A 21,483-nucleotide genomic window follows, 5' to 3' on the forward strand; every position below is an offset into this window, starting at 1 on the left:
ATGCGCTACTGGACATTTGACCCCAACACCTGCCGCTTCGAGCGCGCGAGCAAGCAAGCCGCTTTGCACGCTGCCGACGTGGCCGTGGTCAACGACGACATCGACGTGCAGGTCATCAGCGATCACCAGCCGCCCAAGCGCTGGCCCAGCGGCGAGCCGCTGGTGGTGACTGGCGTCGAGTTCGAGCGCGAGCTGTTCGAGTAGGTATGTAGGTATATAGGTAGGTATATATATACATGAAGCCCACAAGAGCCATTGTCTTTGACGCCTTCGGCACCCTGATCCGCTACACCACGCGCCCGGCACCCTACGGGCGTCTGGTGGACGCAGCAGGGCGGCTGGTGGATCGGCTCGCCTGCCTCACGCGCAACGTGCCGATGGCGACCTTCGCCGCCGAGCTGGGCGCAGAGAGCAGCTTGGACATCATGGAAGCCGACTTGGCCGAAGAGCTGTCCGGCCTGCGCCTGTTCCCCGAGGTGGCCGACGTGCTCGCCAAGGCGCGGGCCGCAGGCCTGCGGCTGGCCGTCTGCTCGAACCTTGCCTATGAGTACGGCCCGGCCGTGCGCGGCCTCGTGCCCGAACTGGACGCCTACGTGTTCTCCTACGAGGTCGGGGTGGCCAAGCCACACCCGACGATGTACCGGCTCGCGTGCGCCGAGCTGGGCTGCGCTCCGGCCGAGACGGTTTTCGTGGGCGACAGCAAGCGCTGCGACTTTGACGGGCCGCAGGCTTTCGGGATGCAGGCTCGCTGGCTGGATCGCAGGGGAGGGCAGTCGCTGGTCGATGCCCTCAAGGGAGTGCTATGAAAAAAGAACTCGATGAGCTGCTGTGCCAGCGCTACCCGCTGATCTTCGCGGATCGTCGCCGCTCCATCAAAGAGAGCTGCATGGGCTGGGGCTTTTCATGCGGCGATGGTTGGTTTGACCTGATCGACACCCTCTGCGAGCGCCTGCAATTCTGGACGGATCGCAACGGAGCGCCGCAAGTTGTCGCCCAGCAGGTCAAGGAGAAATTCGGCACGCTGTGCTTCTATCCTCGCGAAGCTAACCAAACGCAGCGGGGAATGATCTACATGGCCGAGGCCCTGTCTGCCCGCATCTGTGACCAGTGCGGCAGGCCGGGTCAGACGCTGGTGCATGAGCACTGGCACATGACCCGGTGCGCGGAGCACGCCCCAGTGGGCGCGATCACGCAAGCGGCTTTCATTGCTCAGAGGAAAGTGCCGGGGATTGCGCCATGAACGCATCCTCACCCATCGCCGAAACGGCACGCCTTGAGGCTGCCACCGAGACACTCGCCGAGTACATCGGGTACTTGAACTGTGAGATCGACTTGGAGCAAGAGCAGGCGGCCCCGAACTACGAACGGATCGCGGCCCTTGACCACGAGCTGACCACTGTTCTTGGCGAGCGCCGGGCACTGACGCCGAGCAATCGCGACATCATCAACCGGGCGCTCTACATCTATGCCCCGGTATTGAAGCGTATGCACGGGGGCACGCCATGACCCGCGACGAACTGATTGCAGCCGTCCCCGTATACGAGCATGAGGGCCGCCCGTTCTACGTGAGCCTTGCCGAAATTCCGCAGCCGTGGCGTGACCAATTTTGGACTGCGCTCTATGGCTCACAGTGCCCCAAGATCGACGGCGTAGAGCGAGCGGCCTACGCATGGGACTGGCAGTGCTGGGCGCATGGCAGTTGGTACGGGAGGCATGGGCCGGAGGGATTGCAGCCATGACCGATCCCGTTGTGTGGCACGCGCTGCATCGGCTGGCTGATTACCCCGTGCTGGATGCCTTGGCTCGTGAAGGCACCAAGGCAATCAAGCTGGACGGCAGGGCTTGCCGGTACATCTACGAGGCGGCGCTGCCCCGGATCGACTGGCAAGCCGTGTTGCCTAGCGAACGGGCCTTCATGCTCTTGCTGGGCATTGAGGTGCGGCCGTGATCCTCTTTCTCGACTTCGACGGCGTATTGCATCCAGACGCGGCGTACTTAGTTCGCGGGCGGCCGGAGCTGCGCAGCGGGGGCGAACTGTTCATGTGGTCTTGCTATCTGGTGGATGCGCTGGCCAGCGCGCCGCATGTCCGCATTGTTCTGAGTACAAGCTGGGCGCGCGAGCTGCGCTTCGCCCGCGCCCGCGACTACCTGCCTGCCGAGTTGCGGCAGCGGATTATTGGAGCCACTTGGCACTCCGGGATGGCTACCGACGACGAGCACCGGCCTCTGGGCAGAGACACATGGTGGGACACGTCAACGCGCTACCAGCAAATCCGCCGCTACGTGGATCGCGCAGGCATCACTGACTGGATCGCCGTCGATGACCAGCCAGAAGGCTGGGCCGACACCGACCGCGACAAGCTGGTGTCCACCGACAGCAATCTTGGCCTGTCCGCGCCTTCGGCGCGCGTTCGCCTCGCGGCTGCCGTCGGCAACATGGCTAGCGCGTGGGCCGTAGCTGACGCAATGGCTGGCGTGCTGGTCATTCCGCAAGTCGAGCGAAGCGCGTCCAGCGCTGATTTGGTGCAGTGGGTCGAGTGGTGGCAGTCTTCCTACCTGCGTGCCACCGAGCTACCACCCGACCAGATTGCCGCCATGAAGGCTGGCCACTGGTGGCCGCCTGTCTCCGCCGTGGAAGTCCGCGCAATGCCACCGGCCATCGCTCGGAGGCGCATCCCATGATGCTGGTCATCGACCTTGAGGCCACCTGCGACGATGGCGATGGCCTCCCGGCGAGCGATATGGAGATCATCGAGATCGGCGCGGTGTGGGCTACGGTTGAGGGCAGCGTGCTCGACACGTTTCAGGCGCTGGTACGCCCCGTGGTACGCCCTCAGCTCACTCCGTTTTGTCGGCAGCTCACCAACATTCAGCAGGCCGACGTGGACGGTGCCGAGTTGTTCCCAGCGGTCGCGGCACGGCTGGCCAGCTTCGCCCAACGCCATCAGGCACCGGGCGCAACGTGGGGGAGCTGGGGCCAATTCGACGCCAAGCAGCTTGCGCGTGACTGCGAGCGACACGGCATCGAAAGCCCGCTCGCAGCGTTCGAGCATGTGAACCTCAAGCGCCGGTTTGCTAAGGGCCGCAAGATCAAGGAAGTGGGGATGGCCCGCGCGTTGCAGATGGTGGGCCTGCCTCTCGATGGTTCGCACCATCGCGGCCTCGACGATGCCCGCAACATCGCCAAGCTCCTTCCGTGGTCGCTGTAGGTAAGTAGGTATATATATACCTATATACCTACATACACGCAGGAAGCCGGGGGGGAGGGGTGTCGCCTTGCGATTGTGCGCGGCGTGCGATACAATGTATCTCAATCAGTCGCAACAGGAGGCCGTCATGGCTGCTACCACCACTATGGTTCACGTCCGCGTGGACGAGAACGTCAAGGCGCAGGCTGCGGAAACGCTGGCCTCGATGGGCCTGACCGTCTCCGACGCGATCCGCGTGTTCCTGACCCGCGTCGTCGCCGACAAGGAACTGCCGTTCGCGCTCAAGGCACCGAACGCCACCAGCCGCGTCGCCATCGCCGAGGCCAACGAGATCATCAAGAGCCGTCGCGCTCGCTTCGCAACCGCTGATGCGCTCCTGAATGACCTCGAAGAAGCCAGCCGCAAGTAAGCGGGCGAACCTGCCTCGCGCGTCGGACTACACCAAGGACTTCCTCAAGGACTGGCAGCGCCTGTCCCACTCCGGCCGGTACGACATGAACCGGCTGAAAGAGGCCATGACGCTGCTGATCGCCAACGACGGGCCGCTGCCGCCTGAATGGCTCGACCATCCGCTGACGGGTGACTGGGTAGGCCATCGTGAGTGCCACATCGGCGGCGACTTCCTGCTGATCTACACGCTCGACGACTCGGGCAAAAGCGGCTTGGTCGTTTTCGTGCGCAGCGGGACGCACTCCGAGCTGTTCTCGTGAGCCTGCATCCAACCCTCGACCCACAACTGACCGGCAACGTCGGTCTGTACTACTGCTGCTATCGGCTCTCGCTGATGGGATGGAACGTCATGCCCACGGCGCGCAACGCGCGAGGGGTGGACATCATTGCCTACAGCCGGGACGCTTCCCGGTTCGTCGGCGTGCAAGTGAAGGCCCTGAGCAAGCGCAACCCGGTGCCGCTGGGTACATCGCTCGACAAGGTGATGGGCGACTTCTGGATCATCGTGAACAAGGTCGCCACCGCGCCCTCGGCCTACATCATGCTGCCGTCCGAGGTCACAGAGCGCGCGCACCGTGGCGAGAAAGAGGGCAGGGTGTCCTACTGGCTACAGCCGACCGACTACGAGCACGAGACGTTCAAAGAGGCGTGGGAGCGCATCGGTCACGGTGCGTAGGCACCAAGAAAGCCGCCTCGCATGGCGAGGCGGTGAAAGACTGCGGGCTATCAGGGAGGAAAACGCCGCTACAAGGCAGTCTCCTTGATTATCAGCGCGTAGGGCAGGGCATCAGAACTCGTACTTCTCTTTGCGCTGGATAAAGGCATCGCGCCCGCCTTCCAGAATGCTGGCCACCTGATCCCGAATCACGGGAACGTCAATCGAGCCTTGCGCTTCCAGCCCGAGACGCCCTTGGTTTTCAGCGGCCGTGAACACGCCAATCCACTCGGCATCACCGAACACCGGAATGTTCGCGTTGTGTGTGGCGAACAAGAACTGCCGACTGGTCTTTGCCTCCCTCAACTCGGCGACGATCCGATCTGCGATGAAGGCATTGTCAAGGTTGTCCTCCGGCTGATCCATGAGAAGGGGGTCAACGTTCTCAAGCAGCAGCATGTGCAGGATTGCCGTGCACTGCTGCCCCGTAGAGAGCTTGTTGAGCGGCCGGAATACCGCATCGGCTTGGCCGTGCGCGACATTCAAGAAGATGTCCACGCGATGCTCCAGCTCCAAGGCCTCCAACTCCATGAGCTGAGACGACTGGAGCTTGGTGAGTGCGTCGGCCACCATCTGCGTGACGCCCCAATCGAGTTGTACGTCGGCAGACCCTTTCTGAATCGACTGGGCCAGCGACAGCGGGCTGATCGTCTCAGCATCCTCAATGAACGCAAGCCGCTTTTCGCCAACACCGTCCAGCTTGCAACCCAGCAGGAAGGTCATCAAGGGCGTGCGATCAGCCTCCGGCACGATCTCCACCTTGAGCTTGCCCTCAAGTCGTCTGTTCAGCTTCTTCGCGGCCTTCTGCAACGCCTGTATGCGTTGCGCACGCAAATCAGACAGCTCGGCCAACAGGTTGCGCCGTTCCTGACGCAAGGTGTCGCGCTGGGACTCGTGCGTAGTCGCCCGCGACTTCATTGGCTTGATGCGCTCGATCTCCCCCATCAACTTCTGATAGGCAACACCGACCTCCTGCCCGCTCTTTCCAGCAGTGGCGGGTAACGTGCGCAGCGCTTTCTCCAACTCGACATCGTGGGCCTGAATCGCCTGCTGCCATGCGTCATGCTGGGTGGTGAACTGTCCGGCCTTGTCATCAAGTAAGGCCTGCATCGCGGTCAGATGGCCGATGAACCCCTGCTTTAGTCCATCCAGCGTCGTGCGCATGGCGAGCAACTGGGTAGCGTCAGGCAAGCCCTCAAGCGCCTCATCGTTGATGAAGTCAAGGTCAGGCAAGCTGTCACGCAGGTCTGTAAGCGCATCGCGAAAGCTCTGTACGCCCTCGGTCGCGGTCTTGGCAATCTCTCGCTCGCGCGCGAGCAATGAGGTCTTGGCCAGCTTCTCTTTGATCCCCAGCTCATCAAAACCGCGAAGCTGCTCTTCCAGCTTGGGCAAGCGCTCAACCTGTGCATTCAGCTCGTCGAGATCGGTCAGGGACTTCGTGAGCTTCTGCTGGTTGTCCTTCAAGCGCCTATGCACGTCGGCGCTCTTGGACTCGTACTCTCCGTCTTGAGGAAGGAAGCGATCCAGCAACTGCACCCGGCTGGTTTCATCTTGGGCCAGCTCGTAAATCTCGTTCTGCCCATAAATGTCGATGCCCGGCAGCAAGTCGCGCGGGAGCAGGGTCGAGACGTTGCCATCCATGTCACGCACCATCGGCGGCTCGCCATGACGACGCGAAATGGTGTACTGCTTGCCGTTCTGGGCAGAGGACACCACTGTCAGCTCAACCCGACCGGCCGAGCGACCAAGGTTCTCCTTGATGATCTCTTGGTGGAGCTTCTGCGCCTGCTTGCCTTTGGGTGGCAAGTCCAAGGCGAAGCGCAGGCATTCGAGCAAGGTTGACTTACCCGTTCCACGACCGCCGATCACCGTGTTGAGATGGTCTGAAAAATCTACCCGGACGCCATCAAGGTAGCCACCGGCCACCGTCATGCGTACCACCTTGCCAATCGGGCTTTGGGCCTGCTGCGAGTTGAGACGGACTCGCGATCCCGGATCGAGGAAGGCCACCTTGAACGCCGCGAAAGTGGGCCGTGTCATCTTGATGAAGCACGTTGCGCTCGGCTGATCCAAGTCATCAGGCTTGGCAACATCCTTGGCATTGATCGCTGCCACAGGACGCTCACGCCGGTAGCTGTCGTCCTTGTTCAAGAACACCTTGCGATAGAAGTCACCCTCGATGCTCGTGAGGTCGTCTATCGATCCCGGAATCTGGGCCGCGCGCAGCTTGGAATGCTTCCATACGTGGTTCAGGCGGTTTTTCAGCAGCCCGCTCTCCTGCGTGCAATGTGCAGCGTAGATGAACCCGCCCAATAGATCGACCTCTTCGATCAGCTCTTCCGAACTCAACCGAGAAGGCCGGATGCCATCCGCTGGGTCATGCAGCTTGAGGTTGCCAAGGTAGCGATCAAGCTGCTGCACCGTGGTGTCCTCGGGGAAGAGACAAACGTAATGCGTCTTGTCGTTCGAGGCGATCTCGAAGCCGGGAAACACCACGATCCCGTGCGGCTGTAGCACCTGACGCAGAGCATCGACGCTGGCCACGCTGCCGTGGTCGGCTAAACCGACAACCTTGATACCCAGCTCAAGGCACTTTTGAAGCAGCGCTTGGTTGTAGCCGCCCTCATCCAGCCCGTGATCGGCTCCCCTGTAGGTGCCGTTGTAGCCAACAGGATTGACCTGTAGCGCGCAGCGCCAGAATCGTGCGTAGGTGTATTGATCGCTCATATTCCTCCCTGATTTCTACAGTTGCGATGCATGGCGACGCGCTACAGGACTATCGGCTGCACCTGCTATTAGTTTTCCGTCATCGAACTCATTACTGGCGAAGTGCGATTTCAGCTTCAATGATCTCAGCAGCAGCAGCCCTGACCTTGGCGACGATATTGGCCCGCTTCTTAGAGTCATGCTCTTGATGGGCCTGCTTCACTAGCTCAGCAAGCGCCTTGTGCTCGGCCAAACTGGCGTCATACTCAGGCAGACTCACATGCTTGAAGATGTCGCCCATATTGGTTGCCACGTTGTGCGCCTCGATCATCTCCTTGACGATCTCCGAGTGCAGCAATCCGCACAAGTAAAAGGCTGGCTCCGGCTGGTCGAAGTCGGCAAAGTAGAGCTTGTGGTCAGGGACATAAACACGCGGCCCGTAGCCCGGCACAGACCCAGACGCCACGACGGCCGCTGAAAAATCGCCGGTCATCTCGGCCCAAATGACCTTATAGGGTGCAAAGGTGTAGTCGCCCACGTTGTAGATTGCGAAGAAGGGCGCACCCTTCATGCGCGTCTTGAAGGTGGAACGCGACTCCAAAAACGACTTGTAGGCTTTGAAAAACTTGAATGTCTTGGGATTCGTGTGACTGCTGTAGCGCGCCGCAGCGCTGTCCAATGATGCCCGGTCAATGCCCTTATTCGGCACAAACGCATAGAGCGTGTTCTCCGGCAGGAAATAGCATGGATGGAGGTCGCCTGCGCCCTTTGCCAGGGGAAACAAGCTCTCAGCCTCAACCCAGAATTCGCGCGGCTGCCCCAAGTCGGTTTTGCCTTCATGTGGCCGAGTTCGCACCTTGACCGTCTTTGTTGCAGGGTTCGAGTCAATGACATCCACAAAATAGACGCCATTCAGGTCAGTCGTGATGCCCTTACGGCCGTTGACCCAAGTAGAGGGGCCAAACATCGGCTGACATGCGGCGAAGTGCCCCGGCTTCATGATGGCCCAAGGAGCCCCCTCCATAGTCTGCGAGACGGGATTGGCTTCCATCTGAATCACATCCACAAGATCAGCCACCTCTGCACGATGTAGACGTGGGTCGATTGCCTTCAAGCGAGCCACTTGACCGCCGCGTCCCTTCTTCGGATTGCCTGCATTGTCGGTCTTGGGCTTGCCAAGCCAGACACGGTAGTCCAACGGATAGCGGGTCGTACCCCCTATCTTCTTCGTGAACATGGCGACAGCCGTTTTATTCGCCGCGTCTGGAAACGGCTTTAGCTCCTTCATGTCATCGATGGAGATAGGCACCAAGCGGTCGGTTGCATTGATGCGGAAGCGCCGGAAGCCTTGCGACGAAGGCGACTGGAACACCGTCTGCGTGATGACAAACACCAACCGTCCATCTTCGACCAGCCACTTGTCAGCCGTCGTGTAGGTGATGATGGCGGAAATGTCTAATTCGTTGCCACCATGGAACTTGGTGTCCGAGAAGATGGCGTACTTTTCGCAGGTGGGCTTAGCTCGGTTCCGGTATGCCTCTGGGAGATTCGACCATCGTACCCAAGGCGGATTACCAACAATGGCATCAAACTGTCCAGCAGTAGCTGACCAAAAAAAGTTGCGCACGATCCTGAACCAAATACCGTTCCAGTTCTGCCGATGCAGTGCGAGCACTTGGTCATAGGTCGTCTTGAGGTGGTCATTCCACTCATCGGCCTGCGCCTTGCTCAGTATCTTGGCTTTCACCAGCGCCTTAGAGACGGGCGGGAATTCAGTGTCGTTTTCAACCTCTTCTCCCATGAGCTGGAATACTTTGTCGAGCAACACGCGATCACGCGCCAAGTCGGCAGGTAGAACAACTTGCAGATTTGCTTGCTGGCTGCCAATGCTGTACTCGACCACCTTTTGATCGCCGTCAGGGTGGGGGGCAGGGGAGTACACCGCATCAGCTAAGAGAACGGGAATCTCAACGTCTTTACCCTTGCACTGCTGCAACAGGTCTGCGATAGCGATCAGGAAGTTGACGCGAGAGGATTGCACAGCAAGTGGGTTGAGGTCGAAGCCCCAGACCGTCGTGGTCAGCATGTCCACGGTCTGCTCAGCAGTCCATCCCGCCGTCAGCGCTGCTCGGCGCTTCTGCTCAATAGCCTCCAGCAAGAACGAACCAGACCCGCATGTCGGGTCAAGTAGCCGAGCAGCAAGCCACTTGTCTCGCTTGTAGCCAAGCTTGGCCACAGAGTGCTCGACCAACCAGTCCGGCGTGTAGAACTCGCCAAGGCTCTTGCGCAATTCCTCCGGAACCAAGTCCTGATAGAAGTCACGCAGAACATCGCGCGAGCGGCCGGTCTTCTTGATGGTATCGAAGCGATAGACCGAAAGCTGGGCCAGCAAGGTGCGAATCGCCAAGCACATCGACGTGCGGATCGCCTTCTTGGTTGTGGCATCCAGATACCAACTAAAGATGGCTTCTTCGACGAAGCCATGCAAGCCGACTGCGTTGAAGAACCCGCCGTTCTCGACATCCGAGCGTAGGGCCTCAATCAGGGCTTCGTCCGATCCGAGAGCCAGTAGCTCATGGATCAGGGAAGTGCTTGACGCCATGCCATGTGCAGCCACGATCTCGGCCGCGATCAGCTTCATCAGCAGAGAATGAAAGGTGTGGGTGACGAAAAGCTTGGCAGGCAAGTCAATGGCGGCCGGGCCTGCGAAGTCAAATCCCAATGACCCATTGATCTTCTTGCGCTGTTGAATGCTGAGGTCAGCAGCCTGCCCATACAAGGTTGCCCATTCCTCGAAGAGCATCTTGATTTTGCGGTTGCCGGGCTGCCCAAGAGCGTCAGCAAGAGCATTGGACAGTTCCTGCATGAACTCGCGGCCTGTCTCGGATAGATGCCCAAAGTCCTCGGCTAGGTTCTCCGATGTGATGGCTCGCCGGAAATTTGCTCTCAGCGCATCGACCACCATCTGGAAGGCAATGGTCGAGAACGGCATCAGTGGCTGGTGAACGATCTTGCCGTCTTGGACTTGGGCAAAGCCCACATGATCGCCGTCGATGGCAATACCGATGTAGTCCTTCTCATCCAGCCCTTGCTCAGCAGCCAAGCGGGGGATGTATTTCAAGAGACGACCATCGGTCGCCTCGATGAACTTCGGACTTGTCTCACTCCCCTTGAAGAGGCCGGGGCCTTTGAACTCGATGACGACGTTGTTGTAGCTGGAGTCGCGTTTGGCTCTCTCCGCGTCCAAGTCGATCTGCAAGGCCTCTTCAAGCCCCTTCATCCATGCGTGGCGTACTTCTTCCTCGTTGACCCACTGCTTGCGGCGGCGATTGATGAGGTCGTAGCCCTTCTTGGTATTGGTGTCCATTGTTGTCCTTCTGTTTTCAGTTCTGCCGCTTCGGCTCGGGCCGCCCAATAGGAGCTACCTTGTAAATTGTGGTTCGCGAGACACCGTACAGCTCGGCGATTCGACCGATGGGGAGCTTCTGCGCGTCCACCATCTCGTTGATCTCTTTGATCTGGGCCTCGGTGAGCTTTGGCTTCCTCCCGCCGGCGCGGCCTCTGGCTCGGGCTGCGGCAAGGCCTGCACGGGTGCGCTCGCGGATCAGGTCACGTTCCATCTCCGCGAACATGCCGAACATCGCGTACATGGCCTTGCCCATCGTCGAGTCGTCGAAAACGACTCGCGGCTGCAATAGCTCGATGTACACGCCAGCAGCACGCAGCCTGTCGGCGATCTGCACAAGGTCGGAGAGAGAACGTCCCAGCCGGTCGAGCTTCCAGACCACCAAGGTGTCGCCACGCCGCAAGCGCCTCAGGCACTCGGCGAGCTGAGGCCGGTCAGCGCTCTTGCCGCTGGCCGTTTCCTCGTACACGTCGTCGCACCCGGCTTGCCTGAGAGCATCCCTCTGCAAGTCCGGGTTCTGGTCGCTTGTCGAGACACGCGCGTATCCGATGCGCTGCTCCATTGGCCATCCCCGCCCTCAAGGCACAAAAAATGTCCAGCAAAGGTGTGTTTGCTGGACGTTGATAAGTTGACGGCAATTTTAACAGCCAGGGAGCACTTTGGACAGGCAAAACCTGTCGTTTTCAGAAGTCAACCGCACGAAAAATCAGGTATCGGCTGCACGGGCGCGCATCACGGTTTGCCGGCTGGTGCCCAGCTTGCGGGCCAGGGCTGAAACGCTCTCCCCGGCCGCCAACCCGTCGCGCACGGCCTGCTTCTGCTGCTCGCTGAGCGTGGCCGGGCGGCCCAGCGTCTTGCCCTCTGCCTTGGCCCGCTTGAGGCCCGATTGCGTGCGCTCGATCAGCAAATCCCGCTCGAACTGCGCCACGGCATTGAGGACATTCATCGTCATCGTGCCTGCCGAACTGGTCAGGTCAACACCGCCAAGGGCGAGACAATGTACGCGCACGCCCATCCCGGCCAGCGCCTTCACGGTCAGACTCACGTCGATGGCATCACGGCCGAGCCGATCCAGCTTCGTGACGATGAGCACGTCACCGGCCTCCAAGCGATCCATGAGCTTGGCGAACCCTCGGCGCTGCGCAATCGCCGTGCTGCCCGAAACCGTCTCCGTCACGATCCGGCGCGGCTCGACCTGGAAGCCGACGGCCTCGATCTCTTGAATCTGATTCTCGGTTGTCTGGCCTGTCGTGGACACGCGGACATAGGCGAAGGTGCGCGGCATGGGTCGGAATCGTCCGTATAGGGCGTCCGAAATATCGCCCATGTCCGAAATAATGTCAATCTAAGTTTTGGACAGTCCCTGTTTCCCCTGTCCGAAACCGCTCGATTTCGGACACCGCCAAGCTGCCAGTCGCCTCGTGCAGAGGACTTTTGAGCCACGCCGCCTTCGCGCGGCGTTTCGTGCGTAGGACTGCTGACGCCCATCGTTCAGAAGTCCTACGCACCAGAGGCAGCAAATCCAGTGAGCGGGTGCAGTCGCCTTCTGAAAATGACAAAACCGCCCCTTGCGGCAACTGTCCAACAAACCACCGTTTGCTGAACACTTGCCGGGTTACGATGAAACACCAACAAATGCCGCTCACTGCCTGCCCTGCCACGCCTTCACGGCCTCGGCCTGCGCCTGTGCCGCATATCCTTCATCGAGACTGCCGAAGGTGTCCGCCGCTACCTCGTCCATTAGGGTCTGCAAGGCCGTGTCGACACTATCCGCTTGCGCAACAAGTTGGGCCTGTCGGCGGGCTTCCATCGCTGCCTCGGCGGCTTGCAAGTCCTCTCGGTCTTGCAGTTCCTCCACGATGTTTTCGCGCCAAGTCGCATCACTGCCCGCCTCGTTGCATAGCTCGCTGAGACGCTGCGCGGCATCCTCTGAACGAGCAAAAAGCCGCGCACATCGCAGGATGCGGGCGGCTTCTTCCGGGTTGCCTCTGGCTTGGTCGAACAAGAGCATTTCGCCCACGGCGGCGAGGGCTTCAAGCTCAAGCTGCTTGTCGTCGCCGCTCATTTCGCGTGCGCCTTGTGCGCCTCAACGTAGGAGCGCAAAACAGCATTCATGCGCGACTGATAACGCTTGCCGGTGTGCTTGAAGAACTCCAACACTTCGGCATCAATGCGCAGCGTGATTTGCTTCTTGGTGTGGGGCAATTGCTCCGCTGCCTTCATCCAGACAGCATCAGGCAGATAGGGTGCATCGCTATAGTCGATCTGCTCATCCGGCATCGAGGCCACGGCATCCAGTCGCGCCTTCTGCTCTGCGCTCAACTGTGGCGGCTTCTTGAGGTCAAGAGTTCGCTTCACGATATTGCTTTCTTTCGTCGGCATTTGCTTTCCTCGCAGAGATAAGGCGGATGGTTTCCTCGTGTCGGACGGTGTAGACCACATACAGGACAGCCGAGTAGGCAAGCCCAATCGTTGCCCAACGATCTTCCCCGTAGTCCTCGCGTCCGTCGTAGGCTTCAACCCGCCCGGAGTCGTAAAAAACAAGCTCGGCATCCTCGAAGGAAACGCCGTGCTTTTTCAGGTTTCGTGCCGCTTTATCGGCGTCCCATTCAAGTTCCATTGTGTTCTTATTGTAGCGTCTTTTTGTAGTTACATCAAGTCTTATCGACTCATGCCGGGTGAGTTGTCGCGCTCGATCTTCTGCGCCTTGGCCTGCTCCTGCTGGCGTACAGGCTCGCGCCCTTCCAGCTTCTCCCACTGCTGGCGGTACTTCCCAAGCTCGGCGGCTTGCCGGTCGCCTGCGGCGCTGTAGGCATAGCGGGCGGTGCGCTGCGCGTAGTCGTTCCAGTCGCGCCCCTCGTCCTTCTGCCGGGTGGCCGGGGCGCACTGGCGGATAGCGCCCTCGATGGCGGCTTGATCGTGGCCGGTAACGCGCATCCGCACGGCAATCATGGAATCCACGCGGGACAAATCCACCTCGCCGCCCTGCTGCCGCTTGAGCACGTCGCGGTAATGCCGCTGATAGGCGTCGATCGCGCTGCCGCTGGCCGCTGCAAGCTCCAAGGCGGGCTTGGCCTTGCTGCGCTCGGGCTGCTGCGCCTTCAAGGCGGCTTGCCGCTGATACTCGGCGTCGATCTGGCTGGACAGAGCCAGCGCCTTGACGCACTCGCGGCGCTCGGCCTTGAGCAAGCGCACCTCGGGATAGCTGCCGTCCTCCCGCTGGTGCTTGGGCTTGCGGTTCTCGTAGCCGGGTGCGCGGTGCGGATGGATAGCGCCCGATAGCTTCGGGTCGCCGTATTCGCGGTTCAGGGCATCGCTCAGCCGGTTGCCCACGTCCTTGTCATGGACCGTCCCCAGCTTCGGCACGGTGATGATGGCCTGATAGTTGCCGGGGCTGGATTCCAGCACGGCGGCGGGCTGGTAGCCGTCCTTGATAAGCCGCTCCAGCTTCTCCCGGCTCATGTCGTCGATCAGGATGTGATGCTTCTTGTCCGATAGCGGCGTGTAGTAGAGGTTTTCGCCCCTGCGCTGTAGGCGCTGCATCTCCGGCGTGCGCTGCTCAATCTCCTGCGGCGTGAAACCCCGCGTGATGCCGTCCTTTTTGTCGAGGATGAAGGTTTGCTTGCCGCCGTCCTCGCGCATCTTGATGCTTGTCACCCGGTAACGCTCCGCGCCTACCGCTTCCGCGTACCGCTCGAACTGCTTTAGCTGCTCCGATTTCATCGCTTGCGCCCTCTCCTGCTGTATCCGCTGCCGCTCCCGCTGGATGCTCTCCTGAAGCTCAGAATTCGTGATCTTGAAGCCGTGCTCTGCTGCTAACTTCACGCACATGGTCTTGTATTCGTCGCACCCTGTCACGGTGAAGCTGCCCCACTTCTGCGCCGATAGCTGCAAGGCGGCAAGCGTGCTGTCCCGGTTGCGCCAGTCGTGAATGTCGATGCTCTTGCCCTTGTCCACGAAAGACACACCCCCGCCCCGCCCCGCTTCGTCCTTGCGGCTGTAGTGCACCTGCTGACCGACGATTTCCGGCACATAGGCGCGGATGTCTCGCACCGTCGGCGGCTCGCTGCGGTCGCCCTCGATGCGCTGCGGTTCACTGGCCCGGTGCCGCCACTGCTCGGCAAGCTCCGGGCTTTTCTGCATCCGCTGCCACTGCTCCAGGTCGGGATAGGGGCGGAACTGCTGCCGCCACTGCTCACGCTGCTTCTGGTGTTTCTCTTTCAAAGCGGCTTTCTCTGCGGCCTGCTCGGCGGCAATCACGCTGCGCATGGCGTTGAGCACTTCGCCCTTGCCTTTCCAGTTGCCGCGCATGAGTTCATCGCGGCGGGCCTTCTGCTGCTCGGCCAGTTGCTTGCGCTCCTGCTCCTGCTGCTTGTCCAGCGCCAGCTTGGCCGCGTTCTTTGCGGCGTAATGAGCCTTGCGCCCGGTGATGTAGTCCTTCCAGCCCGGCACGTCTGGCTTGATAGGCTCCGGCTCGCGCTGCGCTACCTGCTGATGCTGCGGCGCGGGCTGATACTCGCCTAGACGCTTCTGCATCTTGGCAAGGCTTGCGTTGCGGTCTACGTCGCTGGCCTTCACGCCAACATCCCCGACAAACACGGTTGCCCCGCTGCCGGTTTTCTCGTAGCGCATCCCCTTGGCTGCTAACTCGCGGTGCAACTGCTCCCAGCTTTGCGCCTGCTTGATGATGGCTGCACCGTCCTCGATGGCGATACGGTGGGCTGACTTCTCCCCGGTGCGGTTCTCCATGTCCCGCTTCTTCTGGTCGGGCTGGCGTGGCTTTTCCGGGTCGTATGGCGCTCGGCCTAGCTCCCCGTTCTCCAACACCTGATAGCGCCCGTTTTGCTCACGCTGCCAGCCTTGCGCGTGCTCAATCCGGGCAATGGCCTTGTGCGCCATTTCGATATCAAAGCCCCGGTTAATCTCGACAATCTTGAGCTTTTCAGGATGCACACGGTTGATGGCGATGTGCAGATGGATATTGTCCGTGTCTTTGTGCAAGCCGTAGATGGCCTGGTGGTCTTTCCATCCGAGTTCTTCCATGAAGATGCTTACTGCTTCTTCCACCTGCTCCGAGCTGGGCTGCTCGCCCTCTCGCCAACTCATGATGTAGTGATTGACCGGGTTCTTGCTGCGCACGGATTCAGCGGCAAGGGCTACCATTTCTTCACGCTGTGCGGCGTGGCCGTCACAGAGGAAACCGCGTCCGTTGGCGTACAGCACCTTTTCATCCGGGTTCTGGTTGTGCGGCTCGCGGATGTAGTCGGCCAAGTCGCGGATGCTCCCCGTCTTGTGCTTGGTTTTTGAGTTCGGCACCTTCTTAACGATCACGGCTCAACCTCTCGATGTAGGCTTTCACTGCCAGCAGCGCTCCGGCTGTTTCCTTGCTGTAAACGCCTCCGCTCTCGTTGTGGATGTGCTTCAGCAATCCACCGATGCGCCGCAGCTCCTTGAGCATCACGGCGTCCGCGTTGGCAATGATCGGCCTGCCAAAGTAGCGGCGGCGGACAAGCTCCGACATGCTCAACCCGGCAAGGTCGGCATCCTCTTTCAAGCGGGCCTTTTCCGCTGCGGTCAGCCGTACATTGATAACGGCGTCCAGCGGTTCCGGCCCTTGCGTTTCAAATGGCATCGTGTCTCTTTCTCGCCGGGGCGGCGGGGGCGGGGTGTGTCTTGGACAGTAAGAAGCGAAAGCGCCGCACTGTCCGGGGTCAAGGGGCGCGCCCCTTGCAGGATGAGCCAGACCGTGAGAAGCGAAGCGCCGAATGGGCAGGCGGGGATTGGCAGGAACATGGCGTAGCCATGTGTATGACAATCCGCATCCTGTTAAGCTCAACCACTCTACTATCATATCAGCAGTTTAGGTGCACGGGACGCACTTTGCAACAAGCATAAAAGGCGCTATGCTGTCAACTCCGCAACCAGTGAGCAAAGGAGTTAGCAGAATGAAATACACAACAGAGCAGCTAGAGGCTATCGCTTCAAAGCTTCGTGAGATGCCGCCAGTCGAAAAGAAGAAGCAGGAGCACAGCAAGCAAGAGGCCGTGCGCGTGCTATCCAAAGAGATTGCCGCTTTGCAAAAGCGTGGATACACGCTTGACCAGATTTCCGAGACGCTGCGCGGCGAAGGTCTGAGCATCGCAACCCCAACGCTCAAGAGCTACTTGCAGAGAGCAAAGCCAGCGAAAAAAGCCCCGGTGCAAGCACCGGGAGACACACCCCCGCCCCGCCCCGCCGATAAGAAGCCTGCGGATACATCGAAGGCGACATTCACCCCGAAACCTGACAGCGACGACATTTAAGGAGTAAGCAACATGGCGAAAAGCATTTACCTGATCGGTGGCAGCAAGGGCGGCGTTGGCAAGTCGCTTGTTACGATGGCAACGGTTGATTACCTGCAAGAGCGCGGCGAAAGCGTCTTGCTGATTGAGTCTGACACCTCTAACCCGGACGTATGGAAAGCCTATAAAGAAAGCACGGAAACGGAGCTTATCAATCTGGATGAGGCGGACGGATGGATTCAGCTAGTGAACCTGTGCGATAGCAAGCCGGATAGCGTCGTGGTAATCAACACGGCAGCACGGAATAACAAGGGCGTGAGCGCCTACGGTGAAACACTGAATAGCACGCTTGAAGAACTCAAGCGCAAGCTGGTCACGCTGTGGGTGATTAACCGCCAACGGGATAGCCTCGAACTGCTCAAGGAATACATGGATGCAATCCCGAACTCGGCCGTTCACGTGGTGCGCAATGGACACTTCGGAGAAGAAAAGAAGTTCGAGCTTTACAACGGCTCCAAGCTGCGCACGGCGGTAGAGGAACGCGGCGGGAAATCGGTGACATTCCCGGACATGGCCGACCGTGTGAGCGATGACATTTACAGCAAGCGCATGAGCATTGCGGTAGCACTCAAGGAACTGCCCATTGGCAACCGTGCGGAGCTTACGCGGTGGCGCAACGAGGCCAAAAAGGTATTGGAGGCCGTAGTCCATGAGTGACCTAGACGACAGCTTTGCAAAGCTGCTCGGCAGGCAACCTAGTGACGCGGAGCGGCAAAGTCTTTACCGGGTTCGGGATGCGCTCGGCCTGAAAAACAATGATGCGCTGTGGCTGGTGCTCATGGCCTTGCAACACTACCAAGGCCAGTATGAGAAGTTCCCGCAAGCGATAGCACAAGCGGCCAAAGATACCTTGGTCAATTTCAAGGTAACGGCGGATGCAACCGTGAAAGCATCAGCGGAAGCAGCCAAGGCGGATTTGGCGCAAGCGGTAGCAGCAGCAGCGCAAGAGGTCGCGCACAACACATCGGCAAAGCAGATGTGGCAGTGGGCGGCGGGCTGCATCGCGGTGGCCTTCCTGTGCGTCGGCCTGTTCGGCTGGTACATGCACAGCAGCGGCAAGGATTCGGGCTATCAGGCCGGATACGGCGCGGGATACACCGAAGCCAAGGACGAGAAAGCGGCGGCGGCATGGGCCAACACGCCAGAGGGGCGCTTGGCCTACCGCTTCGCGCAAACGGGAAGCCTCGCCAGCTTGGCGAAGTGCGATAGGCCGGGGTGGTACGTCGAAAAAGGCGTGTGCTACGTCAAGCCCGCATCGGATGGCACCTACGGATGGAGGTTGCCATGAGAATCAAGATCAAAGGAGAAATCACGGCAGAACGCCTAGCGGAAGCACTGCACGCAGCAGCAGAAAAATACGAAGCTGTGAGGCCGGGGCACAAGGTCTATGGGGCCAATCTCTACCTAACCGCCTTCGATGCTGATGGTCTGCCGTTCGATCTGGTAGACCATCGCGGCGAACCGCTTTCGATCACCATCGAGGCCAAGTCTGGCGAACTGGTAAAACCAGCACTCACAGCAGAGGGTGAAGCACACCGACAGAAAGCCAAAGAGGAAGCACGAAGGCAAGCTGAAGAAGCGGAAGCTGAAGCACAGCGCAGACACAGGCAAACCTTAGACGAATACGAACAGGAGCGGCAAAAACGACGGAAAAAGGAAGCCGAAGCAAGAAAGCAATTTGAGGACGCGAACGCAATCACTGCCGAACTCTTGAAAACCATGCCGGAACGCTTCATCGACGAACTGAACAAAACCGTGCAAGGCGTTTGGGACGACCTCAAGCCAACCGAAACGCAAGGCAAGAAGAAGGGCCAGCCGAAAGCGCTACCAGTCTTTTCCATCCATGCGGACGGGCTGGTGCTTTCCGTCGAGACATGGAAGAACCCGCGCCGGGTTCTCAATCCGCTTTGCACACTCCAGCACGGCGAAATAGCCCCATTCTGGATGCACGAAGCGTGGTTAGAAGCCATGAGGCGGATAGTCGATCTGCTGGATACGCTCACCGCAGCCCCGGCAGAGGCCCTAGAAAGCCAGTAGAGGCGTTTTCGCCTGCAAGGAAGGGGGTAGCGGCGGGGCGGGGGCGGGGGTGTGTCTGCAAGGGCTTTAGCCCGCGCAGGGCGAAGCCCGAAGGCAAGGCTTCAGACGACGCCTAAAGCGGCGGCTGAAAGCCGCGCATGGTAGAAGTTCTTTAGAACTTCTTAGACCGGAATTTTGGAAAAACGCGAAAACTCAGTACTGACAAGGGTTTGCGGGCGTTTTTGTGGCTTGTCAGGTTACCACCTGCGCCGGGGGTGGTTACCACCTGCGCCGGGGGCTTGAATTAAATTAGATAAATCTCTTATTGATAGACAAACACACTACACTTAATACCCATTATGTTAAAAACGACAGGATTCATGAAAATCATCAGAATTGTGCAGGATGGTTCACCTATCGATTAGATATGGGGTCTGAAGGCCAATAGAACGAAAACGTACGTTAGTGAAGTAACTGTCTGATATATCGAAACATAATGTACATTGGAAAACGCCATCAAAACGGTGTCTTTTTAATCGAAAATTGGCACTTAACGGACTTTCTTGTCTACTAATCGATTTTTCAGACGATAATTTTCCTCTTACCGTACGTTTTCGTACGGTTGGACCTCAAACCCCTTTGAGCGTGGCAAGCTGCACAAAGGGATAGGGCGGCACCAGAGAAAAATCACTCAGGGTCAATGCCAGCGCTTCGTTAATACAGATGTAGGTGTTCCACAGGGTAGCCAGCAGCATCCTGCGATGCAGATCCGGAACATAATGGTGCAGGGCGCTGACTTCCGGTGCCAGCAGATATTTTGGCAGTTTGCCTTGGATCAGAGCCATCTGACGCAGGGCTAGTGCAGCCGGATAGTCAATAGCTACCGGCAGCGGTGCGGACTGTTGTAACTCAGAATAAGAAATGAGGCCGCTCATGGCGTTGACTCTCAGTCATAGTATCGTGGTATCACCGGTTGGTTCCACTCTCTGTTGCGGGCAACTTCAGCAGCACGTAGGGGACTTCCGCGTTTCCAGACTTTACGAAACACGGAAACCGAAGACCATTCATGTTGTTGCTCAGGTCGCAGACGTTTTGCAGCAGCAGTCGCTTCACGTTCGCTCGCGTATCGGTGATTCATTCTGCTAACCAGTAAGGCAACCCCGCCAGCCTAGCCGGGTCCTCAACGACAGGAGCACGATCATGCGCACCCGTGGCCAGGACCCAACGCTGCCCGAGATGCGCCGCGTGCGGCTGCTGGAGATGGCGGACGCGATGGATATGTTCTGCCAAGGGTTGGTTTGCGCATTCACAGTTCTCCGCAAGAATTGATTGGCTCCAATTCTTGGAGTGGTGAATCCGTTAGCGAGGTGCCGCCGGCTTCCATTCAGGTCGAGGTGGCCCGGCTCCATGCACCGCGACGCAACGCGGGGAGGCAGACAAGGTATAGGGCGGCGCCTACAATCCATGCCAACCCGTTCCATGTGCTCGCCGAGGCGGCATAAATCGCCGTGAAGATCAGCGGTCCAATGATCGAAGTTAGGCTGGTAAGAGCCGCGAGCGATCCTTGAAGCTGTCCCTGATGGTCGTCATCTACCTGCCTGGACAGCATGGCCTGCAACGCGGGCATCCCGATGCCGCCGGAAGCGAGAAGAATCATAATGGGGAAGGCCATCCAGCCTCGCGTCGCGAACGCCAGCAAGACGTAGCCCAGCGCGTCGGCCGCCATGCCGGCGATAATGGCCTGCTTCTCGCCGAAACGTTTGGTAGCGGGACCAGTGACGAAGGCTTGAGCGAGGGCGTGCAAGATTCCGAATGCCGCAAGCGACAGGCCGATCATCGTCGCGTTCCAGCGAAAGCGGTCCTCGCCAAAAATGACCCAGAGCGCTGCCGGCACCTGTCCTACGAGTTGCATGATAAAGAAGACAGTCATAAGTGCGGTGACGATAGTCATGCCCCGTGCCCACCGGAAGGAGCTGACTGGGTTGAAGGCTTTCAAGGGCATCGGTCGACGCTCTCCCTTATGCGACTCCTGCAATAGGAAGCAGCCCAGTAGTAGGTTGAGGCCGTTGAGTACCGCCGCCGCAAGGAATGGTGCATGCAAGGAGATGGCGCCCAACAGTCCCCCGGCCACGGGGCCAGCCACCATACCCACGCCGAAACAAGCGCTCATGAGCCCGAAGTGGCGAGCCCGATCTTCCCCATCGGTGATGTCGGCGATATAAGCGCCAGCAACCGCACCTGTGGCGCCGGTGATGCCGGCCACGATGCGTCCGGCGTAGAGGATCCAAAGGACGGGTGTGGTCGCCATGACCGCGTAGTCGATAGTGGCTCCAAGTAGCGAAGCGAGCAGGACTGGGCGGCGGCCAAAGCGGTCGGACAGTGCTCCGAGAACGGGTGCACATATAAATTGCATCAACGCATAAAGCGCTAGCAGCACGCCGTAGTGACTGGCGATGCTGTCGGAATGGACGATATCCCGCAAGAGCCCCGGCAGTATCGGCATAACCAAGCCTATGCCTACAGCATCTAGGGTGACGGTGCCGAGGATGACGAAGAGCGCATTGTTAGATTTCATAGACGGTGCCTGACTGCGTTAGCAATTTATCGGTGATAAATTACGCCATTAGAACTTATCAGTGA

Annotated in this window: 25 protein-coding genes and 1 pseudogene; 15 read left to right on the forward strand and 11 right to left on the reverse strand. The window is 59.4% G+C overall.

All coding sequences use genetic code 11. The annotated features are described in order from the left end of the window. From HQ393_RS17150 to HQ393_RS17195, 10 genes are all read left to right on the forward strand, one after another. Entirely contained in the window at window positions 1–204 is a 204-nt protein-coding gene (locus tag HQ393_RS17150) for a hypothetical protein (protein WP_179358562.1), read from the forward strand. A gap of 32 nt (window positions 205–236) precedes the next feature. Further along, window positions 237–806, forward strand: a complete 570-nt coding sequence (locus HQ393_RS17155) for an HAD family hydrolase (protein WP_179358563.1) — start codon at window positions 237–239, stop codon at window positions 804–806. Next, window positions 803–1,240: a hypothetical protein gene (locus HQ393_RS17160; protein WP_179358564.1), complete on the forward strand. Its 438-nt coding sequence runs from the start codon at window positions 803–805 to the stop codon at window positions 1,238–1,240. Before HQ393_RS17155 ends, HQ393_RS17160 begins: the two co-directional genes overlap by 4 nt. Further along, window positions 1,237–1,506 (forward strand): hypothetical protein, encoded by a 270-nt coding sequence (locus HQ393_RS17165; RefSeq protein ID WP_179358565.1) that lies wholly within the window; start codon window positions 1,237–1,239, stop codon window positions 1,504–1,506. Before HQ393_RS17160 ends, HQ393_RS17165 begins: the two co-directional genes overlap by 4 nt. Window positions 1,507–1,735: 229 nt before the next feature. Beyond that, window positions 1,736–1,948, forward strand: a complete 213-nt coding sequence (locus HQ393_RS17170; RefSeq protein WP_179358566.1) for a hypothetical protein — start codon at window positions 1,736–1,738, stop codon at window positions 1,946–1,948. After that, window positions 1,945–2,682 (forward strand): HAD domain-containing protein, encoded by a 738-nt coding sequence (locus tag HQ393_RS17175; RefSeq protein WP_179358567.1) that lies wholly within the window; start codon window positions 1,945–1,947, stop codon window positions 2,680–2,682. The genes HQ393_RS17170 and HQ393_RS17175 overlap by 4 nt, the downstream gene beginning before the upstream one ends. Next, window positions 2,679–3,209, forward strand: a complete 531-nt coding sequence (locus HQ393_RS17180) for a 3'-5' exonuclease (RefSeq protein ID WP_179358568.1) — start codon at window positions 2,679–2,681, stop codon at window positions 3,207–3,209. Before HQ393_RS17175 ends, HQ393_RS17180 begins: the two co-directional genes overlap by 4 nt. Before the next feature lie 127 nt (window positions 3,210–3,336). Continuing rightward, window positions 3,337–3,618 carry a type II toxin-antitoxin system RelB/DinJ family antitoxin gene (locus HQ393_RS17185; protein ID WP_013124611.1) on the forward strand — a complete coding sequence of 94 codons (282 nt, stop codon included), beginning with the start codon at window positions 3,337–3,339 and terminating at the stop codon, window positions 3,616–3,618. Continuing rightward, window positions 3,590–3,919, forward strand: coding sequence for a type II toxin-antitoxin system YafQ family toxin (locus HQ393_RS17190; protein WP_179358569.1), 330 nt, complete (start codon window positions 3,590–3,592; stop codon window positions 3,917–3,919). The genes HQ393_RS17185 and HQ393_RS17190 overlap by 29 nt, the downstream gene beginning before the upstream one ends. Then, window positions 3,916–4,335, forward strand: coding sequence for a hypothetical protein (locus HQ393_RS17195; RefSeq protein ID WP_213362870.1), 420 nt, complete (start codon window positions 3,916–3,918; stop codon window positions 4,333–4,335). Before HQ393_RS17190 ends, HQ393_RS17195 begins: the two co-directional genes overlap by 4 nt. 111 nt (window positions 4,336–4,446) lie before the next feature. On the opposite strand, the gene HQ393_RS17200 is transcribed toward HQ393_RS17195, so the two are convergent. The 9 genes from HQ393_RS17200 to HQ393_RS17240 form a co-directional block, all read right to left on the reverse strand. Beyond that, window positions 4,447–7,101, reverse strand: coding sequence for a TrlF family AAA-like ATPase (locus HQ393_RS17200; RefSeq protein ID WP_110612455.1), 2,655 nt, complete (start codon window positions 7,099–7,101; stop codon window positions 4,447–4,449). Window positions 7,102–7,192: 91 nt separating this feature from the next. Beyond that, the gene (locus HQ393_RS17205; RefSeq protein ID WP_110612456.1) at window positions 7,193–10,447 is read right to left on the reverse strand and encodes an Eco57I restriction-modification methylase domain-containing protein; all 3,255 of its coding nucleotides are present in this window, start codon (window positions 10,445–10,447) and stop codon (window positions 7,193–7,195) included. Window positions 10,448–10,463: 16 nt separating this feature from the next. Then, window positions 10,464–11,048, reverse strand: coding sequence for a recombinase family protein (locus HQ393_RS17210; protein WP_110612457.1), 585 nt, complete (start codon window positions 11,046–11,048; stop codon window positions 10,464–10,466). 144 nt (window positions 11,049–11,192) lie between these two features. Continuing rightward, complete coding sequence (locus tag HQ393_RS17215) at window positions 11,193–11,771, reverse strand: recombinase family protein (RefSeq protein WP_179358570.1); 579 nt, start codon at window positions 11,769–11,771, stop codon at window positions 11,193–11,195. Between the two features lie 357 nt (window positions 11,772–12,128). Next, complete coding sequence (locus HQ393_RS17220; RefSeq protein ID WP_166312484.1) at window positions 12,129–12,551, reverse strand: antitoxin MazE-like protein; 423 nt, start codon at window positions 12,549–12,551, stop codon at window positions 12,129–12,131. Next, a complete protein-coding gene (locus HQ393_RS17225) occupies window positions 12,548–12,868 on the reverse strand; it encodes a BrnA antitoxin family protein (protein ID WP_045286807.1) in 321 nt (106 codons plus the stop codon). Before HQ393_RS17225 ends, HQ393_RS17220 begins: the two co-directional genes overlap by 4 nt. Further along, window positions 12,828–13,106 (reverse strand): BrnT family toxin, encoded by a 279-nt coding sequence (locus HQ393_RS17230; RefSeq protein WP_015060221.1) that lies wholly within the window; start codon window positions 13,104–13,106, stop codon window positions 12,828–12,830. Before HQ393_RS17230 ends, HQ393_RS17225 begins: the two co-directional genes overlap by 41 nt. 41 nt (window positions 13,107–13,147) lie before the next feature. Beyond that, window positions 13,148–15,817: a TraI/MobA(P) family conjugative relaxase gene (traI, locus tag HQ393_RS17235; RefSeq protein ID WP_179358571.1), complete on the reverse strand. Its 2,670-nt coding sequence runs from the start codon at window positions 15,815–15,817 to the stop codon at window positions 13,148–13,150. After that, a complete protein-coding gene (locus HQ393_RS17240; RefSeq protein WP_166312490.1) occupies window positions 15,807–16,118 on the reverse strand; it encodes a plasmid mobilization protein in 312 nt (103 codons plus the stop codon). The genes traI and HQ393_RS17240 overlap by 11 nt, the downstream gene beginning before the upstream one ends. A 313-nt stretch (window positions 16,119–16,431) precedes the next feature. Between HQ393_RS17240 and HQ393_RS17245 the strand changes: the two genes are divergently transcribed. Genes HQ393_RS17245 through HQ393_RS17260 form a run of 4 tightly spaced genes read left to right on the forward strand, consistent with a single transcriptional unit; the run spans window position 16,432 to window position 18,864 of the window. Further along, entirely contained in the window at window positions 16,432–16,788 is a 357-nt protein-coding gene (locus HQ393_RS17245) for a hypothetical protein (protein ID WP_009873357.1), read from the forward strand. A gap of 12 nt (window positions 16,789–16,800) precedes the next feature. Then, a complete protein-coding gene (locus HQ393_RS17250; protein WP_179358559.1) occupies window positions 16,801–17,484 on the forward strand; it encodes a nucleotide-binding protein in 684 nt (227 codons plus the stop codon). Next, window positions 17,477–18,115: a DUF6753 family protein gene (locus tag HQ393_RS17255; RefSeq protein WP_009873359.1), complete on the forward strand. Its 639-nt coding sequence runs from the start codon at window positions 17,477–17,479 to the stop codon at window positions 18,113–18,115. The genes HQ393_RS17250 and HQ393_RS17255 overlap by 8 nt, the downstream gene beginning before the upstream one ends. After that, a complete protein-coding gene (locus HQ393_RS17260) occupies window positions 18,112–18,864 on the forward strand; it encodes a hypothetical protein (RefSeq protein ID WP_009873360.1) in 753 nt (250 codons plus the stop codon). Before HQ393_RS17255 ends, HQ393_RS17260 begins: the two co-directional genes overlap by 4 nt. 617 nt (window positions 18,865–19,481) lie before the next feature. On the opposite strand, the pseudogene HQ393_RS17265 reads toward HQ393_RS17260, so the two are convergent. Then, a pseudogene (locus tag HQ393_RS17265) lies at window positions 19,482–19,778 on the reverse strand (hypothetical protein); the annotation flags it as partial. A gap of 265 nt (window positions 19,779–20,043) precedes the next feature. On the opposite strand from HQ393_RS17265, the gene HQ393_RS18180 reads away from it, so the two are divergent. Next, on the forward strand, window positions 20,044–20,172 hold the full coding sequence (locus tag HQ393_RS18180) for a type VI secretion protein (protein ID WP_001260374.1): 129 nt from the start codon (window positions 20,044–20,046) through the stop codon (window positions 20,170–20,172). Between the two features lie 55 nt (window positions 20,173–20,227). Here the strand turns inward: HQ393_RS18180 and tet(C) are convergent, their stop codons facing one another. Next, window positions 20,228–21,418, reverse strand: coding sequence for a tetracycline efflux MFS transporter Tet(C) (tet(C), locus tag HQ393_RS17280; RefSeq protein WP_043149945.1), 1,191 nt, complete (start codon window positions 21,416–21,418; stop codon window positions 20,228–20,230). Window positions 21,419–21,483: the final 65 nt, after the last annotated feature.

The organism is Chitinibacter bivalviorum (assembly GCF_013403565.1).
Classification (GTDB): Bacteria; Pseudomonadota; Gammaproteobacteria; order Burkholderiales; family Chitinibacteraceae; genus Chitinibacter; species Chitinibacter bivalviorum.